At 66.0% G+C, this 13,015-nt stretch carries 13 protein-coding genes; 8 read left to right on the top strand and 5 right to left on the bottom strand.

Features of this window, described 5'->3' with window-relative positions:
- Positions 1-18: 18 nt before the first annotated feature.
- From J8847_RS14095 to pstS, 3 genes are all read right to left on the bottom strand, one after another.
- Positions 19-675 (bottom strand): YceI family protein, encoded by a 657-nt coding sequence (locus J8847_RS14095; RefSeq protein WP_211525346.1) that lies wholly within the window; start codon positions 673-675, stop codon positions 19-21.
- Positions 676-768: 93 nt separating this feature from the next.
- Complete coding sequence (locus J8847_RS14090; RefSeq protein ID WP_211525345.1) at positions 769-1,416, bottom strand: response regulator transcription factor; 648 nt, start codon at positions 1,414-1,416, stop codon at positions 769-771.
- Positions 1,417-1,496: 80 nt separating this feature from the next.
- Positions 1,497-2,525 (bottom strand): phosphate ABC transporter substrate-binding protein PstS, encoded by a 1,029-nt coding sequence (gene pstS, locus J8847_RS14085; RefSeq protein WP_211525344.1) that lies wholly within the window; start codon positions 2,523-2,525, stop codon positions 1,497-1,499.
- A 168-nt stretch (positions 2,526-2,693) separates the two neighbouring features.
- Here pstS and J8847_RS14080 point away from each other — a divergent pair, with 168 nt between their 5' ends.
- From J8847_RS14080 to J8847_RS14045, 8 genes are all read left to right on the top strand, one after another.
- Positions 2,694-3,098, top strand: coding sequence for a hypothetical protein (locus J8847_RS14080; protein WP_211525343.1), 405 nt, complete (start codon positions 2,694-2,696; stop codon positions 3,096-3,098).
- A 26-nt stretch (positions 3,099-3,124) separates the two neighbouring features.
- The gene (ggt, locus tag J8847_RS14075; RefSeq protein WP_211525342.1) at positions 3,125-4,867 is read left to right on the top strand and encodes a gamma-glutamyltransferase; all 1,743 of its coding nucleotides are present in this window, start codon (positions 3,125-3,127) and stop codon (positions 4,865-4,867) included.
- 118 nt (positions 4,868-4,985) lie between these two features.
- On the top strand, positions 4,986-5,348 hold the full coding sequence (locus J8847_RS14070; RefSeq protein ID WP_211525341.1) for a PilZ domain-containing protein: 363 nt from the start codon (positions 4,986-4,988) through the stop codon (positions 5,346-5,348).
- Positions 5,349-5,439: 91 nt separating this feature from the next.
- The gene (locus J8847_RS14065; protein WP_211525340.1) at positions 5,440-6,324 is read left to right on the top strand and encodes a bile acid:sodium symporter family protein; all 885 of its coding nucleotides are present in this window, start codon (positions 5,440-5,442) and stop codon (positions 6,322-6,324) included.
- 19 nt (positions 6,325-6,343) lie between these two features.
- Positions 6,344-8,212 (top strand): PAS domain-containing sensor histidine kinase, encoded by a 1,869-nt coding sequence (locus J8847_RS14060; protein ID WP_211525339.1) that lies wholly within the window; start codon positions 6,344-6,346, stop codon positions 8,210-8,212.
- A gap of 147 nt (positions 8,213-8,359) precedes the next feature.
- A complete protein-coding gene (gene ilvD / locus J8847_RS14055) occupies positions 8,360-10,222 on the top strand; it encodes a dihydroxy-acid dehydratase (protein ID WP_211525338.1) in 1,863 nt (620 codons plus the stop codon).
- 192 nt (positions 10,223-10,414) lie between these two features.
- Positions 10,415-11,074, top strand: a complete 660-nt coding sequence (locus J8847_RS14050) for a DUF6088 family protein (protein ID WP_211525337.1) — start codon at positions 10,415-10,417, stop codon at positions 11,072-11,074.
- Entirely contained in the window at positions 11,029-11,559 is a 531-nt protein-coding gene (locus tag J8847_RS14045) for a nucleotidyl transferase AbiEii/AbiGii toxin family protein (protein WP_211525389.1), read from the top strand. Before J8847_RS14050 ends, J8847_RS14045 begins: the two co-directional genes overlap by 46 nt.
- A 155-nt stretch (positions 11,560-11,714) precedes the next feature.
- Here J8847_RS14045 and J8847_RS14040 read toward each other — a convergent pair whose 3' ends face one another.
- Positions 11,715-12,299, bottom strand: coding sequence for a TerD family protein (locus J8847_RS14040; protein ID WP_211525336.1), 585 nt, complete (start codon positions 12,297-12,299; stop codon positions 11,715-11,717).
- Between the two features lie 17 nt (positions 12,300-12,316).
- Positions 12,317-13,015, bottom strand: coding sequence for a TIGR00266 family protein (locus J8847_RS14035; protein WP_211525335.1), 699 nt, complete (start codon positions 13,013-13,015; stop codon positions 12,317-12,319).

Raw genomic sequence — 13,015 nt, 5'->3', positions numbered from 1 at the left:
ATCCTGATGACATCGTCTCTAGCGCCGTGCCACGATGCTGTAGCGCACCTCCAGCTCATCCTGCACCGACAGCAGCCCCCCGCCAACCGAGAACGGCGTGATGCCGAAATCGGTTTGCTTCAGGCGCAGCGTTCCGCTCGCACTCACCTGCGCCGCATCGGCCTGGACCGTGGCCGGCAGATCCAGCCGGTGCGTGACGCCGTGCAAGGTGACGGCAAGACGCGGGCGGCCGTCGGCCAGCCGCTCCGCACGCAGCAGCACTACCGGATAGCGCTGCGCCTCCAGCACCGGGCCGAGCATGTTCTTGCGCGTGCCCTCGACTGCCTGTGGCGACGGCTGCGTGGCGATCCCCGCGTCACGCAGCAGTTGCGGATCGTCGACCGTCATCTGGTCGGCACGAAACGAGACCTCGGCCCGGTCCGCACCGGGCGAGACATAGCCAGCCAGGGTGCGGCTGGCCACCACGTGGTCGTGCCCGAGCCGCGCCATGAGGCCCGCGCGGCGAACCGTGACGGCGACGAACGAGGCGCCCGGATCGACGGCGTAGGCGGCCGCCCCGGGCGCCGCTGTTGCGCGGTACGCGTCGGGCCCGGCTCCTGGAGCCGCCGGGCCTGTCGGCGCTTGTCCACAGGCGGACAGCAGCAACAGCAACAGCAACGAAAGGTAGCGCTTCATATTGGCTGGACCGGTGTGGCCTCGACGGCCGACAGCGAACTTCTCCAGGGCTCAGTGTACGGCCGTTTGCCCTGAAAGCAAATGCCAGACGCCTCAGGTCGGCGAGAGCATGTAGCCCGCGCCGCGCACGGTCTTGATCAGGGACTTGGCGCGCCCCAGGGCCTTGCGCAGGCGCAGCACGTGGACGTCGATGGTGCGCTGGTCCAGGGTATCCGGCGTCTCCCACAAATGCGCCAGCAGCTGGGCGCGCGAGAATACCTGCCCCGGATGGCACAGCAGGAAGCGCAGCAGCCGGTATTCGGCATGGCGCACCTCGACCTTGTGGCTGCCCACGCGCACGCTGCAGCTCAGCGGGTCGAGCACCAGGCGGCCGGAGCGCAGCACGCGCGACTCGAGGCCTTCGTCCAGCGGCTGGGGAGGGAATTCGGGAGCCGGCGCGGGAGCCGGTTCGCAAACGGCGCGCTCGCCCTCGGCGCAATCGGCCGCCAGCAGGATCACGGGACGCTCGCGCAGGCGATGGTCGCCGCGCAGGCGCGCCAGCAGGCGCATCCCGCCTTCCTGGCGCAGCATCGATTCCTGCAGCAGCAGTTCCGGGCGCTCGCGCCCGATGAAGTCCCAGGCCTGCGCCAGACTCGGCACGCTGTGCCAGATCCACTCGTCCTCGTGCAGCGAGAACTTGAGCAGTTCGGCAACCGCCGGCTTGTCGTCGACCACCAGGACGATCGTATTGGACCTTGTCATGGGAAGCTCAATGAACGTAACGCAGGCCAGGAAAACAATCCGGCGGCCCAGGCCGCCGGACAGCTTGCGGTGCGGAGGGCTTAGTAGATCGCCTTGCCCGAACCGTCTTTCAGGCTGCTCTTCCAGGAAGCCTGCACCTGCTTGACCACCGATGCCGGCAGCGGCACGTAATCGAGTTCAGCCGCGGCCGGGGCGCCGTTCTTGAAGGCCCAGTCGAAGAACTTCACGACTTCGGCGCCCTTCTCGGCATTGGCCTGGCTCTTGTGCATCAGGATGTAGGACACGCCGGTGATCGGCCAGCTCTGCTTGCCCGCCTGGTCGGTCAGCACCACGCCGAAGCCCGGGGCCTTGGTCCATTCGGCGCTGGCGGCGGCGGCCTTGAAGTGCTCGTCGTCCGGCTGCAGGAAGGCGCCGTCCTTGTTCTTCAGCTGGGTGTGCGACAGCTTGTTCTTCTTGGCGTAGGCCCACTCGACATAGCCGATCGCGCCCTTGATGCGCTGCACGTTGGCGGCCACGCCTTCGTTGCCCTTGCCGCCCACGCCCACGGCCCACTTGACCGCGGTGCCGGCGCCGACCTTGCTCTTCCAGTCCGGGCTGACCTTGGACAGGTAGTCGGTGAACAGGAAGGAGGTGCCCGAGCTGTCGGCGCGGTGCACGACGGTGATGTCGGCGTCCGGCAGTTTCACGCCCGGGTTCAGGGCCGCGATCTCGGCCGCGTTCCACTTGGCGATCTTGCCCAGGTAGATGTCGGCGATGACCGGGCCGGTCAGCTTCAGCTGGCCGGGGGTGACGCCCTCGACGTTGACCACGGCGACCACGCCGCCCATGATGGCCGGGAACTGCATCAGGCCGTCGCTGTCCAGGTCTTCCGCCTTGAGCGGCATGTCCGAGGCGCCGAAGTCGACGGTCTTGGCCTTGATCTGCTTGATGCCGGCGCCCGAGCCCACCGACTGGTAGTTCAGGCCGGTGCCGGTCGCCGCCTTGTACGACTCGGCCCACTTGGCGTAGATCGGGTACGGGAAGGTTGCGCCCGCGCCGGTGATGTCGGCGGCAAACGAGGTCGTCATCACGAGTGCGGCGGCGGCGCCGGCGAGGATCTTCTTGATCATTGGCTTGGTATTCCTATTTCTGGTTTAAGGATGTGTTGTTTTGGACCACGAAAAAAGGATAGCGGCCGAATGTGACGGCAATGTGACTTCGGTTTGCCGTCGCGCGCGACCCGGCTGTTATGGTTTTGCTATGATGGGCGCTCCACCCCAACACATGGATGACACCGCATGCGCCCCCTGCTCCGTGTTTTCTGTTCCCTCCTGGCCGCCGGCGCGCTGAGCGCCTGCGCCAGCAACGAGCGCCTTCCCGAAGCCCGCTACACCCTGGTCGAGCGCCAGGTGCTGCCGCTCGACCAGCGCGTGACCCTCACCTACGAAGGCGCCGACGACAGCCGCTGCCCCGAGAACGCGCGCTGCATGTGGGCGGGCCAGGTGGCCTACCGCTTCACCCTGCGCATCGGCAATAGCGTAGCCCAGGCCTTCTACCTCGTGCCCGGCCGCCCTGGGCACACCAGCCCGGCCCTGCGCGGCTCGCGCATCGAACTCGACCGCAACCTGGTGGCGCCGCCGCGCGGACTGGCGGAGGCCCGTCCGGTTTCGTATCCGGTAGTGTTCAACATGTACGCCATGTGAGCCCAGGCTCACGGCCAGGAGCATCCATGAAGGCAAACGCGCTCGCGTACGGGCTGGTGCTGTCCATCGTCGTCCAGCTGCCGGTGCTGGCGAAGACCCCGGTAGCCACCGGCACCGGCGGCGCGGTCGCCACCATCAGCGAGCAGGCCTCGCAGTCGGCGATGACCATCCTGAACCAGGGCGGCAACGCCGTCGACGCGGCGGTGGCCGCGGCCGCCACGCTGGGCGTGACCGATCCCTTCAGCTGCGGCATCGGCGGCGGCGGCTTCATGCTCATCTACCTGGCCAAGGACAAGCGCGTGATCACCATCGACCACCGCGAGACCGCGCCGGCCAGCTTCACGCCCGCCGTGTTCCAGGCCAACGGCAAGGAAATCGACTTCGAGACCGCGGTGGCCAGCGGCGCGGCGGTGGGCGTGCCGGGCACGGTGCGCGGCTGGCACGAGGCGCTGGAACGCTACGGCAGCATGCGCTTCAGGCAGGTGCTGGCGCCCGCCATCGCCGTCGCCGACAAGGGCTTCCGGCTCAATGAAACTTTCTTTCACCTGGCGACCGAAAATGAAAGGAAATTTCAGCAATTCCAGAGCACCAGCGCGCTCTACCTGAGCAAGGGCAAGCCGCTTCCCGCCGGCACCCTGCTGCGCAACCCCGGCATGGCCAAGGCCTACCGGGAAATCGCGGCCGGCGGCGTCGACGCCTTCTACGAAGGGGCGATCGCGCGCGCCATCGTCGATGCCGTCAACCGCCCGCCGGTCGCGCCGGGCAAGAGCGTGCGTCCCGGCCGCATGACCCTGGCCGACCTGGCCAACTACGAGGCGCGCATCCGCCTGCCGCTGCACAGCACCTACCGCGGCTACGACATCTACGGCATGCCCCTGCCCTCGAGCGGCGGCGCGACCGTGGCCGAGGCGCTCAACATCCTGGAAGGCTATGACCTGGCGTCCATGCCGCGCGCCCAGGCCGAGCACCTTTACCTGGAGGCCAGCCGCCTGGCCTTCGCCGACCGCAACGCCTACCTGGCCGATCCCGAATACCTGGACGCACCGGTCGCCGGCCTGCTGTCCAAGCAGTACGCGGCCCAGCGCCGCAAACTCATCCAGCAGCGCGCCGCGGCGAACGTGGCGGCGGGCGATCCCTACATTTTCCAGGACGACCAGAGCGTGCCCCTGCGTCCGCAAGCCCAGCGCATGCAGCCGGACAGCCTGCACACCACCCACCTGACGGTGTCGGACAAGGACGGCAATGTGGTCTCCTACACCTTCACCATCGAATCCTGGGGCGGCAGCGGCATCGTGGTGCCGGGCTATGGCTTCATCCTCAACAACGAGATGACCGACTTCGACTTCAGCGGCCCCCACCCCAACGTGCCGGAAGCCGGCAAGCGCCCGCGTTCCAGCATGGCGCCGACCATCGCGCTCAAGGACGGCAAGCCGGCCTTCAGCATCGGCAGTCCGGGCGGCTCCACCATCATCACCACGGTGCTGCAAACCATCGTCAATTACCTCGACCTCAAGATGCCGATGCACGAAGCCCTCGACGCGCCGCGCATCAGCGAACGCAATGGCGAGGCCAGCTCGATCGAGCCGGGCTTCGCGGGCAGCGCGCAGGCGCGCGCCCTGGAAGCCTTCGGCCACCGCTGGGAAGCGAAACCGGAGGAAATCGGCGCTGCGAATGCGCTGGTGTTCAACCCGGACGGCACCGTCACCGCCGTCAGCGAAGGCAAGCGCCATGGTGTCGGCACGGCCCTGGTGCAGCGGCGCGGGCATTGATCTTGAACGTTGTTTTACGGCAACTAAATTGACAGGAAACCATGCAGATTGGCGGACAAGCAAATAGCAAGATGTCATACTCTTGCCTGCCTTTTTTAACGAACGATCGTATCTAGTCGTGCGTGCACTTGCTTCTCATACTCCCTCGACCGCCCTTGAATCGCGCGACGGTCCGCGCCGGATCTGCCGCGTCCGCGCTTGCATCGAGATTCCCGGCCATCCGCCGCTGCACGGCCGCACGCTCGACGTCGGCCTGGGCGGCATGGGTCTGCTCCTGCCGCATGCGCTGCCCGGCGGCCTGAATTGCCGTGTGCGTTTCTCGCTGTTCATCCAGGCCGCCATCCACCACTTCGACCTGCCGGCCCAGACGGTGGCCAGCGTCTTCCTGCGCGACGATGTCCGCCTCAGCCTGCGCTTCACCCAGGTGCCGCCTGCGAGCGCCAAGCTGCTGGGCGACTACGTCCGCTTCCATCTTTCCTGAGCTTTCCTCAGCTTTCATGCTGCACAGGCGGTTTTTTCGTACCGCCGTGCACTACACTGTCGCCTTACAAAAATAATCACAAGGAGACACCATGAGCAATTTCATCACCCTGCTGCCCACCCTCCTGATCGGCGCCCTGGCCCTGATCATGTTCGGACTCGGCCTGTCCCTCACGCTCGGCGACTTCCGCCGCCTGCTCGGCCACCCGAAGGCGGTGGTCGTGGCGCTGGCGCTGCAGGCCCTGGTGCTGCCGGCGATCTGCTACGGCCTCATCGTGCTGTTCGGTGTGCCGCCCATCTACGCGGTCGGCCTGATGCTGCTGGCCGCCTCGCCGGGCGGCGTCTCGGCCAACCTGTTCAGCCACCTGTTTGGCGGGAACGTCGCCATGAACATCTCGCTCACGGCGATCAACACCCTGCTGTCCATCGTCAGCCTGCCGCTGATCGCCAACTTCGCCATCGACACCTTCTCGAAGAGCGGCCAGGTGGTGCCGATGCAGACCGGGAAGGTGATCGAGGTGATCGGCATCGTCCTGATCCCGGTGGCGGTCGGGATGCTGGTCAAGCGCCGCGCGCCCGGTTTCGCCGCCCGCATGGACAAGCCGATGAAGCGCTTCTCGATGCTGGTACTGGCCCTGCTGGCGATCATCGCCTTCGCCAAGGAATGGAGCGCCCTCACCTCGTCCTTCGCCACCATCGGCCTGGCCGTCATCGCCTTCAACATCCTGAGCCTGGGCCTGGGCTACTACGTGCCGCGCCTGCTGGGCATGGACAAGGCCAACGCCGTGGCGATCGGCTACGAGATCGGCATCCACAACTCGACCCTGGCGATCTTTGTCGCGGTATCGGTGCTGGGCGACTTCCAGCTGATGGTGCCGGCCGCGATCTACTCGATCAGCATGTACGTGTTCGCCACCGCGTTTGGTATGCTGGTGCTGGGCAAGCCGCAGGCGGCGCCCGCCGCCGCCCAAGCCTGAACGGAGAACACGCACCACCATGCCTTTGATTCACAGTAAGGGGACCAGCGCCCACGACGACATGCGATTCCGGGAGCTGTTCGAGCAGGCCCGCGTCAGCATCCAGATCCTGTCGCCCTCCGGCCTCACCCTGTGCGTGAACAAGGCATGGGAAGAGCTGTGGCATATCCGCGAAGGCAGCGAGGTCTACGCCTATGTCCTGAGCGAGGCCTACAACATCCTGCACGATCCGCAGCTGCACGCGACCGGGATCGCGCCCTACCTGGAGCGGGCCCTGGCCGGCGAACTGGTCGAGATCCCCGCCATCCGCTACGACACCGCGGAACTCGGCTATCCCGGCCCGGCGCGCTGGGTCACCGCGCGCGCCCATCCGATCAAGGATACCGACGGCAGGCTGCTCGAAGTGATGCTGATGCACGAAGACATCACCAAGCGGGTCGAAGCGGAGACCGCCCTGCGCCAGCGCGAGGAACGCTTCCGCTCCTTGGTGATGGCGACCACGCACATGGTCTGGACCACCGCTGGCGACGGACGCGTGATCGACGACATGCCGTCCTGGCGCGCGTATACCGGCCAGAGCCGGGAGCAGACGCGCGACTTCGGCTGGCTCGACGCCCTGCATCCCGACGACCGCGAACACACCAGCCGCAAGTGGAACGAGTGCCTGGCGGCCAAGTCGGTCTTCGTCGGCGACTACCGGGTGCGGCGCGCCGACGGCGAATACCGCTGGACCGCCGTCAAGGCCGTGCCCATCCTGAACGAGGACGGCGAAGTGCGCGAGTGGATCGGCACCAATACCGACATCGACGACGCGGTCGCCGAGCGCGCCGAGCTGGCGCAGCGCCTGCACCGCGAGCGCCGCCAGTCGGCCCTGCTGGCCAAGGTGGCGCGCGCCTCGCAGAACCTGCATGCCGCGCTGTCGAGCGAGGACATCGCCGACACCCTGGCGCTGGAAGTGCGCGACATCCTCGGCGTGCGCCACGCCGAGGTCAAGCTGGGCGCCGAAGACGCCGCAGTGGATTTCGAACGCAGCCGCCTGAGCGTGCCGCTGGTGAGCCGCAAGGGCGGCCGCATCGGCCTCATACACGCCTCGGACAAGATCGAGGGCGAATTCAGCGACGAGGACGAGGCGATCCTGGTGCAGCTGGCGGCCATCGCCGCCAACGGCTTCGAGAACGCCCGCCTGTACGCTTCGCTGCGCGAGCAGGACCGGCGCAAGGACGAATTCCTGGCCATGCTCGCCCACGAGCTGCGCAATCCGCTAGCGCCGATCTCGGCGGCGGCCGAAGTGCTCAAGCTGGCGGCGAGCGACGCGTACGTGCGCCGCTCGAGTGAAGTGATCGGCCGCCAGGTGCGCCACCTGACGGCGCTGGTGGACGACCTGCTGGACGTGTCGCGCGTGACGCGCGGCCTGATCGAACTGGATCGCAAGGTGCTCGACATCGAGAGCGTGGTGGCCAGCGCGATCGAACAGGCGCGGCCCCTGCTGGAAACGCGCCGCCACCGCTTCGAGCTGGCCCTCGAGGCCGGCGCGGCGCGCGTGCTGGGCGACGCCACCCGGCTGGTGCAGGTCTTGACCAACCTGCTGAACAACGCCGCCAAGTACACGCCGCCGGGCGGCCATGTGCGCCTGACGGTGGCGCGCGCAGGCAGCGGCATCAACCTGCAGGTCAGCGACGACGGCATCGGCATCGAGCCCGGCCTGCTGCCCCACGTGTTCGACCTGTTCACCCAGGCCGAGCGCACGCCGGACCGCTCGCAGGGAGGCCTCGGCATCGGCCTGGCCCTGGTGCGCAACATGGTGGCCCTGCACGGCGGCGACGTCGAAGCACGCAGCGCAGGCGCCGGCCAGGGCAGCACCTTCACGGTCTGGCTGCCGGCGGTCTGATTGCATCGTCCTTAGCGCTAGGCCTGAAGAGCACTGAGCGCATCTGTGATATGCAATACATATCACAGGAATGGAAATGATGTATTGGACAACTCACGGCCGAGCAGGCACGCTAGGGCTTTCATTTGCGCAGCACGAGGAAATCCCATGCCAACTTACCGTTCCCGTACCACGACCCAGGGCCGCAACATGGCCGGCGCCCGCGCGCTGTGGCGCGCCACCGGCATGAAGGACGGCGACTTCGAGAAGCCGATCATCGCCGTCGTCAATTCCTTCACCCAGTTCGTGCCCGGCCACGTGCACCTGAAGGACCTGGGCCAGCTGGTCGCACGCGAGATCGAAGCGGCCGGCGGCGTGGCCAAGGAATTCAACACCATCGCCGTCGACGACGGCATCGCCATGGGCCACGGCGGCATGCTGTACTCCCTGCCCTCGCGCGACCTGATCGCCGACTCGGTCGAGTACATGGTCAACGCCCACTGCGCCGACGCCATGGTCTGCATCTCCAACTGCGACAAGATCACCCCCGGCATGCTGATGGCCGCGATGCGACTGAACATCCCGGTGGTGTTCGTCTCCGGCGGCCCGATGGAAGCGGGCAAGGTGGTCAAGGTCGTCAACAACGACCGCAAGGTGATCAAGCTGGACCTGATCGACGCCATGATCAAGGCCGGCGACGCCAATGTGTCCGACGCCGACGTGCTGGAAGCCGAGCGCTCGGCCTGCCCCACCTGCGGTTCCTGCTCGGGCATGTTCACCGCCAACTCGATGAACTGCCTGACCGAGGCGCTGGGCCTGTCCCTGCCGGGCAACGGCACCATCGTCGCCACCCACTCGGACCGCAGGGAGCTGTTCCTGCGCGCCGGCCGCCTGATCGTGGAGCTGGCCAAGCGCCACTACGAACAGGACGACTACTCGGTCTTGCCGCGCTCGATCGCCACCAAGGCCGCCTTCGAGAATGCGATGGCGCTCGACGTCTCGATGGGCGGCTCGACCAACACCGTGCTGCACCTGCTGGCGGCCGCGCACGAAGCGCAGGTGGAGTTCACGATGGCCGACATCGACCGCATTTCGCGCGAGGTGCCCTGCCTGTGCAAGGTGGCGCCGATGACCGACAAGTACCACATCGAGGACGTGCACCGCGCCGGCGGCATCATCTCCATCCTGGGCGAGCTGGCGCGCGCCGGCCTGCTCGACACTTCCCTGCCCACGGTGCACAGCCCGACCATGGGTGAAGCGATCGAGAAGTACGACATCCGCCGCAGCGACGACCGCGAGGTCCACCAGCTGTTCCGCGCCGCGCCGGGCGGCGTGCCGACCCAGGTGGCCTTCTCGCAGTCCGAACGCTTTGATGCCAATGACCTGGACCGCAGCCTTGGCTGCATCCGCGACCGCGAGCACGCCTATTCGCAGGACGGCGGCCTGGCGGTCCTGTACGGGAACATCGCCGAGAAGGGCTGCATCGTGAAGACGGCCGGCGTGGATGAGAGCATCCTGCAGTTCTCCGGCAAGGCGCGCGTGTTCGAAAGCCAGGACGCGGCGGTCGACGCGATCCTCGGCGACACGGTCCATGCGGGCGACGTCGTCATCATCCGCTACGAAGGCCCGAAGGGCGGCCCCGGCATGCAGGAGATGCTCTACCCGACCTCGTACATCAAGTCCAAGGGCCTGGGCAAGGCCTGCGCCCTGTTCACCGACGGCCGCTTCTCGGGCGGCTCGTCGGGCCTGGTGATCGGCCACGCCTCGCCGGAAGCGGCCGAAGGCGGCGCGATCGGCCTGGTGGAAGAAGGCGACCTGATCGACATCGACATCCCGGCCCGCAGCATCAACCTGCGCGTGGCGCCGGAGACCCTGGCGCAGCGCCGCGCGGCGATGGAAGCGCGCGGACGCGACGCCTGGCAGCCTGTGAACCGCGAGCGCGTGGTGTCGCAGGCGCTGCAGGCCTATGCGGCGCTCACCACCTCGGCGGACCGCGGCGCGGTGCGCGACCTGTCGCAACTGAAGCGCTGAGTAAGTTTGCCTGATATCAATGGCCGGCTCACAGTGCTGGTCATTGTTGCCCGCTGTGGAGGAGCATGGCCATTGTCAGAAAAATCTATATTTTCTTCTGACAGAAATTGCTCGGCATAGTCAGAAATAATAGCTAATTTTTCGGACAGAGAATGAGCATCCTTGTCCGAAAAAAGTGCTAAAATTTCTGACATGAGCGCATCTCTTCCCGAGTCCCGCAATACCCCGAGGACGCGTGCACAGCACAAGCCCGGCACCGACGCGTCCATACGAAAGCTGATTTCCAAAGCATCTCCCGGAAAAGTCTTTAGTGCCGCCGACTTCGCCCATCTTGGGAGCCGTGCGGCCGTCGACAAGGCATTGTCACGCCTCCGTAATGAAGGAAAGCTGCGGCGCCTGGCCCGGGGAATCTACGACGTACCTCGAGAGCACGACATTTTCGGAATCCTCGAACCAGAGGCATCCACCATTGCCCAGTCGATCGAAAGAAAATCCGCTGTGCGCCTGCAACCCTCCGGAGCCTACGCGGCCAACCTGCTCGGTCTCAGCGAACAGGTACCGCTGAAACCCAGCTTCCTGACTGACGGCCCCTCCCGTACCGTCATCGTCGGCCACCAGGCTTTGGTGTTGAAGCACACTACGCCCAAGAACATGGCGACTGCCGGCCGCATCAGTGGTCTGGTCATCCAGGCACTCCGCCACCTCAAGAAAGAAAATATCGGGCCGGATATGATCGCCAGTCTGAAACGCAGACTGACACGGGAAGATAAAGCGGTCCTGAAGCGGGACTATCCGCTCGCACCGGTCTGGATAGGCAACATCATGCGCGAGCTCGCCGAGGACGACAAATAGATGCCGAACTATTTCCTAAACTGGAAATCGCCCCGGTCCAGGTTCAGGTTCTGGCTCCCGAAAGGACCTTTTGGGAAAAGGCCATGCTATTGCATGAAGAGCGATTCCGCCCCGCAGACAAGGCGCGTCGCGGAAGGATGGCGCGTCACTATTACGACCTGTACAGCTTGATCGGCCACGGCGTCGCCCGCGCTGCGGCTGCGGACCTCACCCTTTTCGAACAAGTGGCTGCGCACAGGCGGGTGTTCTTCAGGCAGACGTGGGTGGACTATGCGCCCCGTCATCCGGCCACGCTGGACGTTCTACCGACCGAAGAACAGGTCGACGAGTGGCGCAAAGACTACGCCGCCATGCGGGCGGAGATGTTCAGCACCGAGCCGCCCGCGTTCGATCTCATTCTCCAGCGCGTGCGCGATTTTCAGGATGCGTTCCGGCTCGGCTTGTCCGCAGCCGGCGAGCAGGCGGCAATCGGCCCAGGCGGCTGAAGTTCGCCGCCAGGGCCCCACCGCCGGGACTTGCGAATGACAGGCGAAAAAAAGCCGGGGCTCGAAGCCCCGGCAAATGGCGGGAGACACTTACAAAAGCAAAAACACACCAACAGGTACTACAGGCACTACAGGAACTACAGGAACTACAAGATTTACAGGTGCGGCACGATCTGCGGCATCAGGTCGTCGAAGGTGCGTCCGACGCCGTTCTCGCCGATCGCATGCATCTTCCATTCGCCGTTGTGGCGGTACAGCTTGGCCATGATCTGGGCCGTGTGCGAGCCCTGCACCGACAGGTTGAAGCGCGCCACTTCCTGGCTGTTCGCCGCGTTGACCAGGCGGCAGTACGCGTTCTCGACGGTCGAGAAGTTCTGGCCGGTGAAGCTGTTCACGGTGAACACCAGCGACCGGACGCTTTCCGGCACGCGGTTCAGCTCCACCACGATCTGCTCGTCGTCGCCATCGCCCGCACCGGTGCGGTTGTCGCCGCTGTGGCTGATGCTGCCGTCACGGCTCTTGAGCTGGCGGAACCAGACCACGTCCACCGGACGGTTGGATTCGTCGAACAGCACGCACGAGGCGTCCAGGTCGACGCTTTCCGACTTGCCGCCGCCGAAGCCGAAGAAGCCCTTCGACTTGGCCACGTCCCAGCCCAGTCCCATCGTCACACGGTTCAGCGATCCGCCGGCTTCCTTCTCCAGCGAGATCTTCTGCCCCTTTTGCAAATTGACTGCCATGATGAATCCTTTCTTGGTTAGCCGCGCTGCGGCTGCTGCATCCAGGCCTTGAAGGCATTGCGGTTGCGCGAGCACACGTAGACCTTGCCTTTGCCCGAGAAGCGCAGCACCATGCCTTCGCCGCTGGTCTGGCTGTTGATCAGGTTGCCCAGGAAGCCGCCGCTGGTGCCGGTCGTGATCGAGATCTCGTAGCGCAAGGTGCTGTCCCAGCACACCACATGGGCGTTGTCGATGATGGCGTCCTTGCCCGGTTCGACGTCCAGCATGGACATGGAGCCGAAGCCCGACACCACCACCTGGCCGCTGCCCGTGGTCTCGGTCACGAAGAAGCCGCCGCTCTGCGCGAACAGGGCGTTGCCGATGTTCTGGGTGCGCACTTTCAGGTCGACGCCGTTGCTGGCCGCGACGAAGGCGCCGTCGCTGATGATGTACTGGTTCGGGCCGCAGTCGACGATCTGCATGGCGCCCGGCAGGGTCGGCGACAGCAGGCAGTCGCCATCGCCGCGCGTGGCTTCGATGTGCTGCTGGAAGAAGGACTCGCCGTTGGCGAAGGTGCGCATCAGGGCGCTGCCCAGGCCACCCTTCATCTTGCCCTTCAGGTCGAGCGTCGATTCCATCATCACCATCGCGTCGGATTCGCAGTAGATGGTCTCGCCGCGGCGCATCGACACGTGCAGGAAGGGATCGACATCCCCGGTCACGGTAAATACTGGCAT

Origin of the sequence: Massilia sp. AB1, assembly GCF_018119385.1 — a bacterium.
Lineage (GTDB): Bacteria > Pseudomonadota > Gammaproteobacteria > Burkholderiales > Burkholderiaceae_D > Telluria.
The sequence above is the reverse complement of the archived record's forward strand: the minus strand, read 5'-3'. Positions and strand labels throughout refer to the sequence as shown.

Coding starts and splice junctions, on each gene's coding strand:
- J8847_RS14095 (WP_211525346.1), bottom strand. CDS start 675: ATGAAGCGCTACCTTTCGTTGCTGTTGCTGTTGCTGCTGTCCGCCTGT.
- J8847_RS14090 (WP_211525345.1), bottom strand. CDS start 1,416: ATGACAAGGTCCAATACGATCGTCCTGGTGGTCGACGACAAGCCGGCG.
- pstS (WP_211525344.1), bottom strand. CDS start 2,525: ATGATCAAGAAGATCCTCGCCGGCGCCGCCGCCGCACTCGTGATGACG.
- J8847_RS14080 (WP_211525343.1), top strand. CDS start 2,694: ATGCGCCCCCTGCTCCGTGTTTTCTGTTCCCTCCTGGCCGCCGGCGCG.
- ggt (WP_211525342.1), top strand. CDS start 3,125: ATGAAGGCAAACGCGCTCGCGTACGGGCTGGTGCTGTCCATCGTCGTC.
- J8847_RS14065 (WP_211525340.1), top strand. CDS start 5,440: ATGAGCAATTTCATCACCCTGCTGCCCACCCTCCTGATCGGCGCCCTG.
- J8847_RS14060 (WP_211525339.1), top strand. CDS start 6,344: ATGCCTTTGATTCACAGTAAGGGGACCAGCGCCCACGACGACATGCGA.
- ilvD (WP_211525338.1), top strand. CDS start 8,360: ATGCCAACTTACCGTTCCCGTACCACGACCCAGGGCCGCAACATGGCC.
- J8847_RS14050 (WP_211525337.1), top strand. CDS start 10,415: ATGAGCGCATCTCTTCCCGAGTCCCGCAATACCCCGAGGACGCGTGCA.
- J8847_RS14040 (WP_211525336.1), bottom strand. CDS start 12,299: ATGGCAGTCAATTTGCAAAAGGGGCAGAAGATCTCGCTGGAGAAGGAA.
- J8847_RS14035 (WP_211525335.1), bottom strand. CDS start 13,015: ATGCCAGTATTTACCGTGACCGGGGATGTCGATCCCTTCCTGCACGTG.